Annotated in this window: 13 protein-coding genes; 4 read left to right on the top strand and 9 right to left on the bottom strand. The window is 72.3% G+C overall.

The window, feature by feature from the left end; all coding sequences use genetic code 11:
- Positions 1-2: 2 nt before the first annotated feature.
- The 8 genes from pdxT to pgsA form a co-directional block, all read right to left on the bottom strand.
- Positions 3-593, bottom strand: a complete 591-nt coding sequence (gene pdxT / locus AB0G15_RS31270; RefSeq protein ID WP_344915700.1) for a pyridoxal 5'-phosphate synthase glutaminase subunit PdxT — start codon at positions 591-593, stop codon at positions 3-5.
- 311 nt (positions 594-904) lie between these two features.
- Positions 905-2,596, bottom strand: coding sequence for an alkaline phosphatase D family protein (locus AB0G15_RS31265; RefSeq protein WP_362846665.1), 1,692 nt, complete (start codon positions 2,594-2,596; stop codon positions 905-907).
- 163 nt (positions 2,597-2,759) lie between these two features.
- A complete protein-coding gene (pdxS, locus tag AB0G15_RS31260) occupies positions 2,760-3,674 on the bottom strand; it encodes a pyridoxal 5'-phosphate synthase lyase subunit PdxS (RefSeq protein ID WP_344749964.1) in 915 nt (304 codons plus the stop codon).
- 152 nt (positions 3,675-3,826) lie between these two features.
- The gene (locus tag AB0G15_RS31255) at positions 3,827-4,825 is read right to left on the bottom strand and encodes a DUF3048 domain-containing protein (protein WP_362846662.1); all 999 of its coding nucleotides are present in this window, start codon (positions 4,823-4,825) and stop codon (positions 3,827-3,829) included.
- Positions 4,826-4,955: 130 nt separating this feature from the next.
- The gene (locus tag AB0G15_RS31250) at positions 4,956-5,495 is read right to left on the bottom strand and encodes a hypothetical protein (protein WP_362675618.1); all 540 of its coding nucleotides are present in this window, start codon (positions 5,493-5,495) and stop codon (positions 4,956-4,958) included.
- Positions 5,492-6,736 carry a glycosyltransferase family 4 protein gene (locus AB0G15_RS31245; RefSeq protein WP_362846660.1) on the bottom strand — a complete coding sequence of 415 codons (1,245 nt, stop codon included), beginning with the start codon at positions 6,734-6,736 and terminating at the stop codon, positions 5,492-5,494. Before AB0G15_RS31245 ends, AB0G15_RS31250 begins: the two co-directional genes overlap by 4 nt.
- The gene (locus AB0G15_RS31240; protein ID WP_362846658.1) at positions 6,733-7,665 is read right to left on the bottom strand and encodes a phosphatidylinositol mannoside acyltransferase; all 933 of its coding nucleotides are present in this window, start codon (positions 7,663-7,665) and stop codon (positions 6,733-6,735) included. The genes AB0G15_RS31245 and AB0G15_RS31240 overlap by 4 nt, the downstream gene beginning before the upstream one ends.
- Before the next feature lie 12 nt (positions 7,666-7,677).
- Positions 7,678-8,295, bottom strand: coding sequence for a phosphatidylinositol phosphate synthase (gene pgsA, locus AB0G15_RS31235; protein ID WP_362846656.1), 618 nt, complete (start codon positions 8,293-8,295; stop codon positions 7,678-7,680).
- Positions 8,296-8,584: 289 nt separating this feature from the next.
- Between pgsA and AB0G15_RS31230 the strand changes: the two genes are divergently transcribed.
- The 3 genes from AB0G15_RS31230 to AB0G15_RS31220 all read left to right on the top strand — a co-directional run bounded on the left by AB0G15_RS31230 (position 8,585) and on the right by AB0G15_RS31220 (position 14,858).
- Entirely contained in the window at positions 8,585-10,717 is a 2,133-nt protein-coding gene (locus AB0G15_RS31230) for an elongation factor G-like protein EF-G2 (protein ID WP_362846654.1), read from the top strand.
- A gap of 159 nt (positions 10,718-10,876) precedes the next feature.
- A complete protein-coding gene (locus tag AB0G15_RS31225) occupies positions 10,877-12,469 on the top strand; it encodes a family 10 glycosylhydrolase (protein WP_362846652.1) in 1,593 nt (530 codons plus the stop codon).
- Between the two features lie 154 nt (positions 12,470-12,623).
- Positions 12,624-14,858 carry a hypothetical protein gene (locus AB0G15_RS31220; protein WP_362846650.1) on the top strand — a complete coding sequence of 745 codons (2,235 nt, stop codon included), beginning with the start codon at positions 12,624-12,626 and terminating at the stop codon, positions 14,856-14,858.
- Here the strand turns inward: AB0G15_RS31220 and AB0G15_RS31215 are convergent.
- The gene (locus AB0G15_RS31215; protein WP_362846648.1) at positions 14,801-15,352 is read right to left on the bottom strand and encodes an HIT domain-containing protein; all 552 of its coding nucleotides are present in this window, start codon (positions 15,350-15,352) and stop codon (positions 14,801-14,803) included. The genes AB0G15_RS31220 and AB0G15_RS31215 overlap by 58 nt on opposite strands.
- A gap of 275 nt (positions 15,353-15,627) precedes the next feature.
- Between AB0G15_RS31215 and AB0G15_RS31210 the strand changes: the two genes are divergently transcribed.
- On the top strand, positions 15,628-16,383 hold the full coding sequence (locus tag AB0G15_RS31210; RefSeq protein WP_362846646.1) for an Asp23/Gls24 family envelope stress response protein: 756 nt from the start codon (positions 15,628-15,630) through the stop codon (positions 16,381-16,383).
- The last annotated feature ends 182 nt before the right edge of the window (positions 16,384-16,565 follow it).

Raw genomic sequence — 16,565 nt, 5'->3', positions numbered from 1 at the left:
GCCTAGAGCTCCCTCACCATCTCAGCGAAATATGAATGCACACCGACATCCCCGGTAAGTTCCGGGTGGAAGGACGTGGCGAGCAGCGGTCCTTGGCGGACCGCGACGATCCTATCCCCAGGTTCGGCCAGCGCCAGCACTTCGACCCCCGAACCCACGGATTCCACCCAGGGCGCGCGGATGAAGACGGCCCGCATGCCGCCGCGGCCGGCGAAGTCGACGTCGGCCTCGAAGGAGTCGACCTGGCGGCCGAAGGCGTTGCGGCGGACGACCATGTCGATGCCGCCGATCGTCTGCTGACCTTCGATCCCGCCCTCGATCCGGTCGGCCAGCATGATCATTCCGGCGCAGGAGCCGTAGGCGGGCATGCCGGCCTTGATCCGCATGCGGAGCGGTTCGAGCAGCTCGAAGGTCTCGGCGAGCTTCCACATCGTGGTGGACTCGCCGCCGGGGATGACGAGGCCGTCGACCGCCTCCAGCTCACGGGGACGCCGTACGGTGACCGCTCTGGCGCCCACCGCCTCCAGGGAGCGCACGTGCTCGCGCACGTCTCCTTGCAGCGCGAAGACGCCGATCGTGGGGACGATGGTCACCGGTGGTCCTTCCCGTCCGGGTGAGATGCCCCTTCAGCGTATGGCCACCGCTCCTGCGGCCCCAAACCGGTTCACGCTCCGGCCCGGCGCGGGAATCCGGGCCGTGACGGCGTTCCGGGCGCCGCCGTTCTTCCCGGGAAAGACCCGGGTCTTCCCAGGAAAGATCCGCGCCTCTTTCTCAGGAAAGACCCGGGCCGGCCTCGGATCGGACCCGCCGGACCCGCCCGAACGCGGCGCGGGCGCCCCGGGGAACGTCCGGCGGGGCACCCGTGCCGGTGGGTGTCAGGTGACCTCCGGCGATCGCGACGAGGTCAGGGACGCTTGGTCTCCCGGTCCACGGTCTCCTGGATCCAGTCGATCCCGGGGGTCCTGGCGGCCGAGGGGTCGACCGGGCGCAGGTAGGTCCGCTGCACGCCGGGGACCCGGTCCTCGATCACGAAGGTCGCCTTGGTGTGCGCCGCCGCGCCCGGCTGCGTCACCTGCGGCAGCACCTTGAAGTCGGCGGTGAGCCGGTCGCGCTCGATCCTGGTCATCACGTAGCCGCGCTGGTTGTTGTAGAACTTCAGATGCGGGTTGATCGTCAGGTACGGGTGGGTCGCCGGGTCGGAGTCGAGGCCGTCGCCGCCCGTGGTGATGGACGAGGCGACCAGCTCGGAGCCGACCGTGCGGGTGGTGGGGTCGTCGTAGTCGAGCTTGAGGTCGCTCGCCCAGTGGGCGTGCACGTCGCCGGTGAGCACCACCGGGTTGCGCACCTTCGCGTCCACCCAGCCCTGGGTGATGCGCTGCCGCGAGGCGACGTAGCCGTCCCAGGCGTCCTGGCTGGTGATCTTGGCGGGCCCGGCGTTGTTGTCGCGCTGGGCGAAGAAGACCTGCTGGCCGATGACGTCCCAGCGCGCCTCCGAGCGCCGCATGCCGTCCAGCAGCCAGCGCTCCTGCGCCTCGCCGGTGATCGAGCGGGCGGGGTCGACCGCCGCCGGGCAGTCGCTGTAGCCGTCGCCGCAGCCCTGGTCGCTGCGGTACTGGCGGGTGTCGAGCATGTGGAAGGTGGCCGTCCTCCCCCACCGGACGCGCCGGTAGAGCTGCATGTCGACGCCCCGGGGGATGGAGGCGCGCCGCAGCGGCATGTTCTCGTAGTACGCCCTGAAGGCGGCCTCGCGCCGGGCGAGGAAGTTCGGCTGGGGCACCTCGGGCTTCTCGGGCACCTCGTCGGCCCAGTTGTTGTCCAGCTCGTGGTCGTCCCAGACGACCAGCCAGGGGGCGGCGGCGTGCGCGGCCTGCAGGTCGGGGTCGGTCTTGTACTGGGCGTGCCGCTGGCGGTAGTTCGCCAGGCTCTCGGTCTCCGGCCCCTCGTGGTGGCGGATGTTGCCGCCGGGGATGGTGTAGGTGTCGCGCCGGTACTCGTACTGGTAGTCGCCCAGGTGCAGGATCAGGTCGGGCCGCTCCTCCGCCAGGCGCCGGTAGGCGGTGAAGTAGCCGTGCTCGTACTGGGCGCAGGAGACGAATGCCATCGCCAGGGCCGAGCCGTGGGAGAGGGCGTGCGGGGCCGTCCTGGCCCTGCCCATCGGCGAGACGTACGGGCCGACCTTGAATCGGTACCAGTAGTCCCTGTCGGAGGGCAGCCCGTCCAGCTCGACGTGCACGCTGTGGCCCCACTCCGGAGCGGCCGTGGCCACGCCCCGGCGCAGCGGGCGGCGGCCCCTCTCGTCGCCGTAGACGTGCCACTCGACGGCGAAGGGCCGGGCGGGCATGCCGCCCAGGCCGTCCTCGGCGAGCGGCTGGGGCGCCAGGCGGGTCCAGATCACGAAACCGCCGGAGTCGGGGTCCCCGCAGGCGACACCGAGCGTGAAGGGGTCCGAGCGCAGGCCGCGGGAGGCCAGGGACGCCAGAGAGTCAGAGCCCTCCTGGACGGGCCCGGGATCGGCGTGCGCGGCGGCGGGGATGCCGGCCGCCGCGCCGGCCGCGATACCGGTGACGAGAAAGGACCGGCGGGTGAACTTCGACAAGGGAAACCTCCCGGGTGATCGGGCTCGAACGCCCGTCAGCCTCGCGGGGCACCATGACCGAGGAGTTAACTCCTCCTGTCAGGAAAAAGGCGATCTCCATGACGGAGATCGCCTTCTCCCGGTTTCCCGGAGTTCCCAGGGGGCCTCGGCGGCCCCGCCCGCTCTACCAGCCGCGCTCGGCGAGCCGGTGCGGGGCCGGGATGTCGTCGACGTTGATGCCGACCATGGCCTCACCCAGACCTCGGGAGACCTTCGCGATGACGTCGGGGTCATCGTAGAAGGTGGTGGCCTTGACGATCGCGGAGGCGCGCTCGGCGGGGTTGCCGGACTTGAAGATGCCCGAGCCGACGAACACGCCCTCGGCGCCGAGCTGCATCATCATCGCCGCGTCGGCCGGGGTGGCGATGCCGCCGGCGGTGAACAGCACGACCGGCAGCTTGCCGGTCCTGGCGACCTCGGCGACCAGCTCGTACGGCGCCTGGAGCTCCTTGGCCGCGACGTAGAGCTCGTCCTCGGGCAGCGAGCCCAGGCGCTTGATCTCGCCCCTGATCTTGCGCATGTGGGTGGTGGCGTTGGAGACGTCGCCGGTGCCGGCCTCGCCCTTGGAGCGGATCATCGCCGCGCCCTCGGTGAGGCGGCGCAGCGCCTCGCCCAGGTTGGTCGCGCCGCAGACGAAGGGCACCGTGAACTGCCACTTGTCGATGTGGTTGGCGTAGTCGGCCGGGGTGAGCACCTCGGACTCGTCGATGTAGTCGACGCCGAGCGACTGGAGCACCTGGGCCTCGACGAAGTGGCCGATGCGGGCCTTGGCCATGACCGGGATCGAGACGGCGGCGATGATGCCGTCGATCATGTCGGGGTCGCTCATCCGGGAGACGCCGCCCTGGGCGCGGATGTCGGCGGGCACCCGCTCGAGGGCCATGACGGCGACGGCGCCGGCGTCCTCGGCGATCTTGGCCTGCTCGGCGTTGACGACGTCCATGATGACGCCGCCCTTGAGCATCTCTGCCATGCCGCGCTTGACCCGGGCGGTTCCGGTGACGGTGGTCTCGCTGACTTCGGGCGTGCTGCTGGACACGGTCTCTACCTCACGACGGCTGGCTGCGGATCACGGGCCGTCCGCGGAGGACGGCCACTACGCTTCCATCGTAGGCGCTGGCGGCCCGCCCCCTTACACGACGCCTTGTCGCCGTCGGGGGATCTTCTTGGACAGGATGTAGGGCTCGCGCGTCAGGGAATGACGGGTTTCGCCGAGGCGAGCACGACCCAGACCTGTCCCGGGGCGAAGTTCATCGCCTCGCCCGCCTCCGTGGTGAAGACGGTGCCGTCCTTCTCCTCGGGCCGCGACCAGCGGGCCTTGAACGCCTGGCCGTCTCGGAGCACGATCGCCCTGCCCTTGCCGGTGCTGTGCACCAGCGGGGTGTAGCTCTGGTTCTTGTCGTGGAACTGCGAGCGCTCCGTCTTGGTGTACTGCACGACGATCGTGGGCGCGCCGAGCTGGCCGCCCTCGGCCGCCATGTCCTTCTTGCCGTCCTGCCAGATCAGCCACTTGCCCGCGGCCTCCGACCAGCCGAAGGTGAAGCGCGCCGCCGGGTACTTCACGCTGTACGTCTTGCGCGGCACGCCGCCCTCGGGCGGGTCGCCGAAGGTGAACCCGATGTCCTTGGCCCTGCTCGCCTTGGGCGCCCCGGCCAGCAGCCGCTTGGTGTCGGCGAACAGGTTGTATGGGGCGAAGCGTCCCGGCTGGCGGAAGTACGCGCCCGGCTGCCTGCTGTCGGAGACGTCGTGGAGCGGCGCCTCGGCGATGAAGGGGAGCATCTTGGTCTGCGCGCCCGAGTAGGCGAAGGCGGGCCTGCCGAACTGCGGGACGATGTGCAGGTCGGAGATGCGGGCACTGCGGACCGGGCCGACCTTGGCCGGGATCTTCGAGGAGAAGATCGCCATCAGGCGGGTCAGGCCCGCCTCGACCTGCTCGACGTAGACGACATCGGCGCTCTTCAGGCCGAGCTGCGGCTTGCCCGCCGAGGTGTTCTCGATCTTCACCGCGAGCACCGCCCTGCGGGCCGCGCCGGGCAGGCCGGTGAAGGGGTGCGTCGGCTCGGGCGTGGGCGTCGGGGCCGCGCTGGGCTCGTCGGCCGCGCCCGCGGGGCTGCCCGGGGCCGGATCGTCGGAGGAACAGGCGGCGGCGGGCGCCAGGACCGCGACTCCCGCCAGTGTGACGGCGATCATCCGGGACACCCGCACGGCTCATCTCCTCAAGTCGGCCACTCGGTCACTCGGCCACTCAGTCATGAATCGCCAAGAGCTTACCGGTGTCCGACTTGTCAGATACTCCGGTTTATATACGCCTTAATCATCCTTATTCGGCGGCCAGGGCCTTCGGGGGCGCGTCGTCGATCTCGAAGAAGGCCGGATACTCGGTGTGCCCGGCGAGCCGCAGCGTGCGGGCCAGCCAGCGGCGCTGCGCCGTCCGGGTGACGCCCACCGCGTTGTTGTAGAACCGGCGGGAGTAGAGGACCTTGGCCACCGCCGCGTCCAGCTCCTCCAGCAGGTCGGACCCCGCCGGGGTGTCGGCCAGCCGGTCGCGGAAGCGCTCCTGGTCGACGACGGCGCGCAGCGCGCGCGACAGGTCGCTCTCGGCGTGCTCGCGCTCCTCGGGACCCGCGGTACGGGCCTCGTGGGCGGCCGCGGCCAGCACCAGGCTCGTCGCCGGGTCCAGCAGCCGGGAGGCCGCCAGCTCCAGGCTGACGGCGGTCCGCCGCACCAGGGCGGCGTCCAGGGACTCCCGGGCCAGCTCCAGCCGGATGTGCATCCGGTCGAGCCGCCCGGCCCGCCAGGAGATGTAGACGGCGAGGAGCACGACGATCGCGCCCACCACCAGGATCAGCGTGGTCGTCACAGCGTGTCGCCCCTCACGGCCGTGCCCTCCCCGGCCCTCCCGGTCCCGGCGACGGCCCCCGCCGCGTCCGGCACCGTGCTCGCCGCGGAATCCGCCACGGAGTCCGCCACGGAGTCCGCCGCGGAGTCCTCCTCGACCCCGGCCGTGCTCGCCACGGTCTCGTAGACCCGCAGGACGTCGCGGGCGACCGTCGACCAGTCGTACTTGCGCACGGCGAGACGGGCCTCCTGCGACAAGCCGGCCCGGCGCCCGGGATCGTCGAGCAGCGCGGCGGCCTCGCGGGCGAGCGACCTGGCGTCGCCCGTCTCGAACAGGGCCCCCGCCCGGCCGTCGTCGAGCACCTTGCGGAAGGCCGGGATGTCGCTCGCCAGGACCGCCGCGCCGGCCGACATCGCCTCGGTCAGCACGATGCCGAAACTCTCACCGCCCAGGTTGGGCGCGCAGAAGACGTCGACCGTGTGGTAGGCGCGCACCTTGTCCTCCTCGCTGACCATGCCGAGCAGGCCGATCCGGTCGTGGAAGGCGGGCGGGACCCGCTCCAGCACCTCGTCGGCGTCACCGGGCCCGGCCAGGAGCAGGCGCAGCGCGGGCCGCTCGGCGGCCAGCAAGGCGAACGCCTCCAGCAGCACCGGCAGGCCCTTGCGCGGCTCGTCCATCCTGCCGAGGAAGCCGATCACCTCGCCCTCGTCCCAGCCGGGCAGCGGCTCGCCCTCGGCGTAGCGGCTCACCGTCACCCCGTTGGGGATGAGCACGGCGTCGCCGCCCATGAACTCGACCAGGGTCTTCCTGGCGGCGTCGGACACGGCGATCCTGCCGCCGATCTTCTCCAGCGCGCTCATGATCACCGGCACCCCGACCGAGAAGGAGCGGGAGTTGCCGTACGAGGCGTGGAAGGTGGCCACGATCGGCCCCCTGGCGACCCAGCAGGCGAGCAGCCCGAGCGAGGGGATGGCCGGCTCGTGCACGTGCAGCACGTCGAAGCGGCCCTCGCGCACCCAGCGGCGCACCCGGTTCGCCGACAGGAACCCGAACGACATCCTGGCCACCGACCCGTTGAACGGCACCGGGACGGCGCGGCCCGCCGAGGTCACGTACGGGGGCAGCGCGGCGTTCTCCGCGGCCGGGGAGATCACCGAGACGTGGTGGCCGTCGGCCATGAGCGCCTCGGCCAGGTCCTGAATGTGCACCTGGACGCCGCCCGGCACGTCCCACGTGTAGGGGCAGACGATGCCGATCCTCATGGCCTGGACTCCTGGGACTTCCGGGGCTCCAGGTCCTCGAGCCAGAGGCGCTGGAGCATGTGCCAGTCCTCGGGGTGCTCGGCGATGCCCTTCTCGAAGACGGTGGCGAGGCTCTGCATGACGACGGCCACCTTCTCCTTCCTGGTGCCCTCGGCCGGGATCGCGATCTCCTCGTGGAACTGCAGCCCCCAGCCGTCCGGCTCGAAGTAGGGGATCGCCGGGATGAGGGCGGCCCCGGTGTGCACGGCCAGCAGGCCCGGGCCGGCGGGCATCCGGGTGGCGGCGCCGAAGAACTGCACCTCGACCCCGTTCGCGGTCAGGTCGCGCTCGGCGGGCAGCGCGACCGGCAGGCCGGCGCGCAGGCGCTGCGCCAGGGTGCCGAAGGTGTGGCCGTCACCGCCGGTGAGCGGCAGCACCTCCATGCCGAGCCCCTCGCGGAAGGCGGTGTAGCGGTGGAACAGCGACTCGGGCTTGAGCCGCTCGGCGACCGTGGTGAACGGGTGGCCCGTACCGGCGAACCAGGCGCCCGCCTGGTCCCAGTTGCCCATGTGCGGCAGGGCCATGACGACGCCACGCCCCTTGGCGAGGTTGTCGTAGACGGGCTCGGCCCCGACCACCCGCATGCGGGAGACGATCTCCTCGATGGGGATCGAGGGCAGCCGGAACACCTCGTGGAAGTAGCGGAAGTAGGAGCGCATGCCGTCGCGGCTGAGCGCCCTGATCGCCGGATCGCCGGGCGAGGTGCCCTTCACCCTGGCGAGGTTGGCCTCCAGCCTGAGCACCGACTTCCCGCGGCGCTTCCACAGCCGGTCGGCGGCGGCGCGGAAGGCCCAGGCGGTGAGCCTCTCGGGCAGGCGGGGCACGACCGTCCAACCGGCGCCGAACGCCGCGGCGACGAGACGATCCTGGGGGGAGGGCTTGTCGGTCATCGATCTTTCCGATCAGCGGAGGGTCCGTGGCGGGTGGGAAACGGCCTGCCGGCGCACGTGCAGCAGGCGCTGGCCGACCGTGACCGCGCTGGCCGCGGCGAGCAGCCAGAGCCCCGCGGCCAGGATGTACGGCACGCCGAGGCCGCCGAGACCGGCGGAGACCAGGCCGACGACCAGGCGTTCCGGCCGCTCGGCGAGGCCGACGTCGCACGTCATGCCCAGCGCCTCGGCCCTGGCCTTGACGTAGGAGACCACGGCCCCAGCGACGAGGCAGAACAGGGCGACCCCCGCAAGCACCCGCTGCCCGCTCACGACGAACCAGAACACCAGCCCGGAGAAGATGCCCGCGTCGCCGACCCGGTCGAGGGTGGAGTCGAGGAAGGCGCCCCAGGTGCTTCCCGGGCCCGTCATCCTGGCCATGACCCCGTCGAGGAGGTCGGCCAGCACGAAGAAGGTGATCACCAACGTGCCCGCGAACAGCTGGCCCCGCGGGTAGAAGAACAGGGCCGCGGCGACGGTGCCGAGCGTGCCGGCGGCGGTGACCGCGTTGGGGCTGATCCCGCGGCGGGTCAGTGCCCTGCCCAGCGGGGTCAAGAGCCTGGTGACGGCGGGGCGCAGAAGTTTCAGCATGGCGCTCCGATCGTAGGCCACCGGGCCTGCGAGCGCGCAGCGGCGACGGGGAGCGGTGAGCCACGGGGGAACGGCGTTCGCGAGGGTCGCGCGGAGCCGCCGGGACGGCCCGAATGACTAGCGATCGGGTCCGCCTATCGCAAGAGGATCGTCACATCCCTCTTGTGATATTCGCCACATGGGTATTTGGTGAACAGACCGAGTCCGCGCGGTGCGCGAGCTCGGCAGCGGACCCCGGGGGTGTGGCCCCACCAGGCCGCGCCCCTTCGGCAACGACGCGGGAGGCGATGTGGCGGAAAGAGCAACCGGCGGAACAGCGGGAGCCGCGGGGAGGGCACCCGCGGCCGACCGGCCGGGCATGATACGGAACGTCGTGCTGGTCGGCCATTCCGGTGCCGGGAAGACAACACTTGTGGAGGCGCTGCTGGCCGCGACACGGACCGTCCAGCGGCCCGGCAGGGTCGAGGACGGCACGACCGTCAGCGACTTCGACGAGGTCGAGGTGCGCCAGCAGCGCTCGGTGAACCTGACCGTGGCCCCCGTGGTCCACAACGACATCAAGATCAATCTGCTGGACACCCCCGGTTACGCCGACTTCGTCGGCGACCTGCGCGCCGGGCTGCGCGGGGCCGACGCGGCGCTGTTCGTCGTCTCGGCCGTCGAGGGCGTGGACGGCCTGACGAGGATGCTCTGGGACGAGTGCGCGGCGGTCGGGATGCCCCGCGCGGTCGTGATCACCAAGATCGACCATCAGCGGGCGAACTTCGAGGACGCCCTCGCCGCCTGCCAGGACGCCTTCGGCGACGGCGTCTCGCCGCTGTACCTGCCGGTGGTGACCAACGGCAGGGTGAACGGCCTGATCGGCCTGCTGAGCCAGAAGTTCTACAACTACGCGACCGGCACCCGGAGCGAGAACTCCCCCGGCCCCGCCTACGCCGACCAGATCGAGGTCTACCGGGGCGCCCTGATCGAGGGCGTCATCCAGGAGAGCGAGGACGAGTCCCTGATGGACCGTTACCTCTCCGGCGAGGAGATCGACACCAAGGCCCTGATCGAGGACCTGGAGAAGGCCGTCGCGCGCGGCGGCTTCTACCCGGTGCTGGCCACGGGGACCGGCGTGGGCGCGCTGGAGGTCCTGGAGCTCGTCACCCAGGGGTTCCCCTCCCCGCCCGAGCACCCCATGCCGGAGATCATGTCGATCGACGGCCGGCCCGTCTCCGGCATCACCTGCGACCCCGACGGGCCACTGGTCGCCGAGGTCATCAAGACCACCAGCGACCCGTACGTGGGCAGGATCAGCCTGGTACGGGTCTTCTCCGGCACTCTGCGCCCGGACATGACGGTGCACGTCTCCGGACACGGTCTGTCCGACCGCGGGCACGAGGACCACGACGTGGACGAGCGCATCGGCGCGCTCTCCTCGCCGCTGGGCAAGCACCAGCGGACGACCGCCAAGTGCGTGGCCGGGGACATCGCGGCGGTGGCCAAGCTGTCTCGCGCGGAGACCGGCGACACCCTGTCGGACCGGGAGAACCCGCTGCTGATGACGGCCTGGACCATGCCGGAGCCGCTGCTGCCCGTGGCGATCCAGCCCCGGTCCAAGGCCGACGACGACAAGCTGGGCCAGGCGCTGCAGCGGCTGGTCGCCGAGGACCCGACGCTCCGGCTGGAGAACAACCCCGAGACCCGCCAGCTCGTGCTGTGGTGCATGGGCGAGGCCCACACCGACGTGCTGCTCGACCGGCTGAGCAGGCGGCACGGCGTGGAGGTGGAGAAGACCGAGCTGCGGGTGCCGCTCAGGGAGACCTTCGGCGGCAGCTGCCAGGCCCTGGGCCGCAACGTCAAGCAGACCGGCGGCCACGGCCAGTTCGCCGTCTGCCACCTGGAGGTCGAGCCCCTGCCGTCCGGCGGCGGCTTCGAGTTCGTGGACAAGATCGTCGGTGGCGTGGTGCCGCGCCAGTTCATCCCCTCGGTGGAGAAGGGGGTCCGCACCCAGATGCAGCGCGGGGTGCTCGCCGGGTACCCCATGGTGGACGTGCGGGTGACGCTGTACGACGGCAAGGCCCACTCGGTCGACTCCTCCGACATGGCGTTCCAGATCGCCGGGGCGCTCGCGCTGAAGGAGGCCGCGGCCAAGGTGCCCACGCTGCTGCTAGAACCGGTCGACGAGGTGTCCATCCTGGTCTCCGACGACCACGTCGGCGCGGTGATGTCCGACCTGTCCTCGCGCCGGGGCCGCGTGCTCGGCACGGAGCCGGTGGGCGTGGGGCGCACCCTGGTCAGGGCCGAGGTGCCCGAGCTGGAGATCACGCGATACTCGATCGATCTGAGATCCATGTCACACGGGACGGGGACGTTCCGGCGGGTCTTTCTGCGCTACGAGCCGCTTCCCTCTCATCTGATGGACAAAGTCACCGGCTGACGGGGCCGTGAGACGCGCGCCGGACGGAGCCCCGCCTCCCGGGGAACGCGCACCGTCCGGCGCATGCCTCCCAGCATGCACGCATGTAACAGAGTCATCACGAATGGATTTCGTTTTTCCGGTCAGAGCACACCGGCGCTGGTGCCACACTGGGGAACCATGCGATACGGACGCCCTCTCCTGGCCGCTGCCGCGCTCGCCGTCCTGACCACGGGAGCCGCCTACACCTTCGGTCCCGACGCCGCGCCCGCCCGGCCGAAGGCCGCGAAGAGCCCGGCGGTCTCGGCCGAGACGGTCGGCGCGACGACCGCCGCCTCCGCGTCGGCCCGGTGCGAGGTGGACGCGAGGTATCCCAAGCGGCAGCTGCGCGGGGTGTGGATCGCCACCGTCAAGAACATCGACTGGCCCTCGCGGACCGGCCTGTCCCCGGCCCGCCAGCGAGCCGAGTACGTCAAGATCCTCGACAACGCGGTCAAGCGGCGGTTCAACGCGGTGTTCGTCCAGGTCCGCCCCGCGTCCGACGCGCTGTACAAGTCGGACCTGGAGCCGTGGTCGCAGTATCTGACCGGCACGGCGGGCAAGGACCCCGGCTGGGACCCGATGCCCTTCCTCGTCGCCGAGGCCCACCGGCGGGGCCTGGAGTTCCACGCGTGGTTCAACCCCTACCGCGCGTCCGCCGACGGCGACCTGTCCAAGCTGCCCGCCAGGCACCCCGCCCGGCTGCACCCCGAGTGGATCGTGAAATACGGGGATCTGGCCTACTACAACCCCGGCCTTCCCGCGGTCCGCGACTACGTCACCAAGGTCGTCAAGGACGTGGTGACCCGCTACGACGTCGACGGGGTCCACTTCGACGACTACTTCTACCCCTACCCCGTCGCGGGCGCGAAGTTCGCCGACGGCGCCGCCTTCGCCAAGTACGGCAAGGGCACCAAACTCGCCGACTGGCGCCGCGCCAACGTCGACAAGCTGATCGCGCAGGTCGACAAGACCGTGCACGAGGTCAGGAACAGCGTGAAGTTCGGCGTCAGCCCGTTCGGGATCTGGCGCAACAAGTCCGACGACCCCACCGGCTCGGCCACCGGCGGCATGTCCGCGTACGACTCCATCTACGCCGACGCCCGCCACTGGATCAAGAAGGGCACGGTCGACTACGTCATCCCGCAGCTGTACTGGCCGCGCGGGTTCAAGATCGCCGACTACGACGTGCTGACGCGCTGGTGGGCGAACGAGGTCAAGGGCACCGGGGTGCAGCTCTACATCGGCCAGGGCCTGTACCGGGTCGGCGCCACCGACACCGCCGCCTGGACCAGGCCCGGCGAGATGTCCTCCCACCTCACGCTCAACCGTAAGTACGGGCAGGTCTCCGGCGACGTCTACTTCAGCGCCAAGCAGCTCTCCACCAACCCGCTGGGCGCGCTCGACCGCGTCGTGAAGGACCACTACGGCCGCCCGGCTCTGCTGCCGCTGATGAGGGACCGCGGCGGCCAGGCTCCGGCCAAGCCCGCCGACGTGCGGCTCCAGGGCACCTCGCTGAGCTGGAAGAGCTCCCCGGACGCCCGCTCGTACGCGGTCTACCGCATCGCCTCGGGCAAGCCGGGAGAGTGCGCCACCGCCGACGCCCGCAACCTGGTCGCGATCGTGCCCGCGGTGGCCGGCGACCGCCAGGCCTTCACCGCGGCGGGCGGCGGCACCTACCTGGTCACCGCCCTCGACCGCCTGCAGAACGAGAGCGCGCCCGCCGGGACCTGAGCCCCGCCCCGGGCGCCCCCGCGCGGACGAGGGCGCGCCGCGAGGACCCGGGCCCCGGGCGCGGCGACCCGCCGGTCCCCTGGACGGCTGGACCCGTGGCACGATCTTCCCCTACGGTGCCAGCACTTGGCAGGAGCTGAAGGGGAGGTCGTTCGTGAAGCGGACGCTTGTCGCGTTTGCGATGGTGCTGGGCCTGCTGTGGCCGGGGGCCGCGCACTCCGCCACGCAGGCGGACGGGCGGGTGATGCTGATCGGCGTTCCCGGCCTGCGGTGGAGTGACCTCAGCCCCACCGGCACCCCGAACCTGTGGCGGCTGGCCGGGCTGAGCGCGGTCGGATCCCTGTCGGTCCGCGCGGTGGGCAGGGTGACCTGCCCCTACGACGGATGGCTGACGGTGTCGGCCGGGGTGAGGTCCGCGGTCGGCTACGGCTGCGGGCTGCCCCCGCTGCCCGAGTCCGACCGGGCGGGCGCGATCATCCCCGACTACGGGTACCTGCACGACGTCGCCGGCCAGCGCAACGCGGGCGCCCTCGGCGAGGCCGTCCACGCCGCCGGCGACTGCACGCTGGCGATCGGCCCCGGAGCCGCGCTGGCGCTGGCCGACCGCTCGGGCAGGGTCGACGTGTACGCCCCCTCCCCCGCGCAGATCCGCTCCGACGTGCTCACCAGGTGCCGGGTGATGGCCGTCGACGTCGACGACCTGATCCGGCCGTACGTGACCGGCGAGCGGCTGTCGCCGGACGAGGACGCGCTCACCGCGCAGGAGCGGGCCGCGGCGCTGCGCCTGGCCGACGCCAAGGCGGGGGCGGTGCTGACCATGCTGGCCGTGCTGCCGGGGGACGTCGGCGTGCTGCTGGCGGGCCTGTCCGACCACGGCGGCAACCCGCACCTGCGGGTGGCCATGATGCGCGACGGAGACGTCTCCGGCCGCTTCCTGGGGGCGGCCTCCACCCACCGCGACGACACCACGATCCTGCCGGACATCACCGCGACGATGCTCTCCCTGACGGGGATCGCGACGCCGCCGGGCGTGATCGGGGTGCCCTGGCAGGCGAGCGAGAGGCGCACCGGCGGCACCGAGGCGGCGCGCGCCGAGCTGGAGCGGGCCGACGTGGCCGGGGAGACGATCAGGAACGTGGGCGGGATCTTCTTCACCGCGGTCGCGGTGCTGCAGGTCGCCTTCTACCTGACCGCGTTCCTGCTGCTGCGCCGCAGGCGGGGGCTGACCGGCATCCGGGTGGCCGCGGTGGTGCTGGCCTCGGTGCCCGTGTCGACGTACCTGGTGAACCTCACCCCCTGGCACCACGCGGGATCGCCGGTGCTCGCGCTGGTCGGCGGGATCGCCGGCTGCGCGCTGCTGCTGGCCGCGGCGGCGCTGGCGGGGCCCTGGCGCCGCGCGCCGCTCGGGCCGCTGGCGGCGGTGGCCGGGGTGACCGCGACGGTGCTGGCGGGCGACCTGCTGACCGGGACGACCCTGCAGCTCAACAGCGTGATGGGCTACAGCGCCGTGGTCGGGGCCCGCTACTACGGCCTGGGCAACATCCCGTTCGCGCTCTTCGCCACCTCGGTGCTGCTGCTGGCCGCCACGATCGCGCACCGGCTGACGCGCGGGGACCGCGCGGGCGCGCCGGCCGCCACCCCGGCGGATCAGCCTGCGTCCGGCGGCCAGGCGGGCGGCGCCGCGGCGGATCGGACGGTGCCCGGCGACCGCGCGGGTTCGGCGGGCGGCGCCGCGGCCGCCGCCGTCGTGGCGGTGCTGGGCGGTTTCGCGATGATCCTGGGCGGCTGGCCCGGCGTGGGCAGCGACTTCGGCGGGGTGATCGCTTTCGTGCCGGGCATCGCGGTGACCGCGCTGCTGATCGCGGGCAGGCGGGTCTCGATCGTCAAGCTGGGCGCGTTCTGCGTGGCGGGCGGCGTCATCGTGATGTCCATCGCCTACCTCGACTACCTGCGCCCGCCGGGCTCGCAGACACACCTGGGCCGCTTCGTCGGCCAGGTGTTCACCGGCGAGGCCATGGAGGTGATCGGCCGCAAGCTCGGCGCGATGCTGGGCACGCTGCTCAGCCCCAACCTGATGCCGGTCGTGGTCGCCGCGGTGGCGTTCCTCGTCTACGCGCTGCTGCGCCCCGATCAGGCGACCGCGGGGGTGCTGCCCGCCGCGTTCGCGCACTCCCCCGCGCTGAGGGCCGGGCTGATCGGCACCCTGGTCAGCGGGGTGGTCGGCATGCTGGTCAACGACTCGGGCGCCGCGGTGCTGTCCATGGCGCTGGCGCTCGCCGTGCCGCTGACGCTGTCGGCGGGCATCCGGGCCCTGGACGACGGCGCCCCGCGCTACGACGACCCGGGCCAGGAGCCGGCGAGCAACTCCCTGGTGTCGCGCAGCAGCTGAGGAAGCACCCTGGTCTGGCCGACGACGGGCATGAAGTTGGTGTCGCCGCCCCACCGGGGCACCACGTGCTGGTGCAGGTGGGCGGCGATCCCGGCGCCCGCCACGCCGCCCAGGTTCATGCCCACGTTGAAGCCCTGCGCGCCGCTGGCCTTGCGCAGGGCGACCAGCGCCCGCCGGGTGAAGTCGGCGAGCTCGAAGGTCTCGGCCTCGTCCAGGTCCGTGTAGTCCGGCACGTGCCGGTAGGGGCAGACCATCAGGTGGCCGGAGTTGTACGGGTACAGGTTGAGCAGCGCGAAGACCGTCTCACCCCGGGCGACGATCAGGCCGTCCTCGTCGCTCATGCGGGGGATCTCGCAGAACGGGCAGCCGTCCTCGGGGCCGGAACCGGTGGGTTTGCTGGCCCCCTTGATGTAGGCCATCCGGTGAGGAGTCCAGAGTCTCTGGAACGCGTCCGGTGTCCCCGCTCCGTGCTGCGCCTCCGGCTCGTTGCTCATGGTCGCCAGCATATTGCCACGCCGATCCCCGCGTTCTTGCGCCTCCCCCGGCGCCGCCCCGCCGCCCCGCCCGCGCCTTCCCCCCCGCCCGGGCCCGCGCCGCCGCTCGGGACCCCGCCCGAGCCCGCGCCCGCGCCGCCGCTCGGGGCCCGGACGGCCCGGATCCGCCGCCGGTACGGAACGGGCGGCGTATGTCACACGGCATTGACGGACGAATGCGGCGAATTTCCGGCAGAATCCCCCAAGCACGATCATCGACTGCCGAGGAGTACCCCATGACCGACGTCTCCGTCGAGGAGCCGACCGAGGAGACCGCGTCCCCCGGGTCCCCCGCGTCCTCCATGTCTTCCGCCGAGACGGGCGGCAGGCCCGCTCGCCCGTTCTCCCTGTCCCTGTCCGCCGCCACGGAGCCGCCGGAGCCGCCGGCGCCGCTTCCGTCGGTCCCGTCCCCCGGCGAGCCGGTCTCCTCCGCGGGGGAGCCCTTCCTGGCCGTGGTCGAGGCGCTCCCCGAGCCCTCACCCGTGTCCGAGGCGCCGGACGACACGCCCCGCCCTGCCCTCGCCCGGGCGGTACCGGCCACCACGACCGGGACGACATCCCCGTCGTCCCCGGTGTCTCCCGTCTCCCCGGTGTCCTCGGCCGTGGTGAAGGGCCGGATCAAGGTGGCCGACGAGGTGGTGGAGAAGGTCGCGGCCCTCGCCACGCTGGAGGTCACGGGCGTCGCCGAGCTGGGAGGCGACGCCGCCCACGCGGTGGAGCCGATGCGCGAGCGCGCGGGCATCGCCAGGCGCGGTCCCCGGGGCGTCAACGCCCACGTGCAGGACCGTACGGCGGCCGTGGACGTGACGATCGTGGCGGAGTACGGGCACGTGGTGATGGACGTGGCCAACGAGGTCAAGACCAACGTGGCCCGGACCATCAGCCGGATGCTGGGCATGCGGGTCGTGGAGGTCAACGTCGACGTGGAGGACGTCCGCATGCCGGGCGAGACCGGCCCCGGGGCTCCCGCCGGACCGGGAGACGACGCGTAGAACGCCGAGGGCCCCGGCGGAAGGGACCCCGGAACGACGTACGGGGGGCCGTGAAGCCCCCCGTACGCACCCGTGGGCGGCCGCAGCCGCCCCCCGGGCGGGTACGACCACGACCCCGCCCACCATCCCGGCGGCGATGACGGGGAGCGCCGCCGCGACCCGCACCCCCCTGGAAAGGTCGC

Origin of the sequence: Streptosporangium sp. NPDC023825, assembly GCF_040639575.1 — a bacterium.
GTDB lineage: Bacteria > Actinomycetota > Actinomycetes > Streptosporangiales > Streptosporangiaceae > Streptosporangium.
The sequence above is the reverse complement of the archived record's forward strand: the minus strand, read 5'-3'. Positions and strand labels throughout refer to the sequence as shown.

What these genes read in the sequence shown, in the direction of transcription:
- AB0G15_RS31210 (WP_362846646.1), top strand. Translation starts at nt 15,628, where the DNA reads ATGACCGACGTCTCCGTCGAGGAGCCGACCGAGGAGACCGCGTCCCCC.
- AB0G15_RS31215 (WP_362846648.1), bottom strand. Translation starts at nt 15,352, where the DNA reads ATGAGCAACGAGCCGGAGGCGCAGCACGGAGCGGGGACACCGGACGCG.
- AB0G15_RS31240 (WP_362846658.1), bottom strand. Translation starts at nt 7,665, where the DNA reads ATGACCGACAAGCCCTCCCCCCAGGATCGTCTCGTCGCCGCGGCGTTC.
- AB0G15_RS31245 (WP_362846660.1), bottom strand. Translation starts at nt 6,736, where the DNA reads ATGAGGATCGGCATCGTCTGCCCCTACACGTGGGACGTGCCGGGCGGC.
- AB0G15_RS31255 (WP_362846662.1), bottom strand. Translation starts at nt 4,825, where the DNA reads ATGATCGCCGTCACACTGGCGGGAGTCGCGGTCCTGGCGCCCGCCGCC.
- pgsA (WP_362846656.1), bottom strand. Translation starts at nt 8,295, where the DNA reads ATGCTGAAACTTCTGCGCCCCGCCGTCACCAGGCTCTTGACCCCGCTG.
- AB0G15_RS31225 (WP_362846652.1), top strand. Translation starts at nt 10,877, where the DNA reads ATGCGATACGGACGCCCTCTCCTGGCCGCTGCCGCGCTCGCCGTCCTG.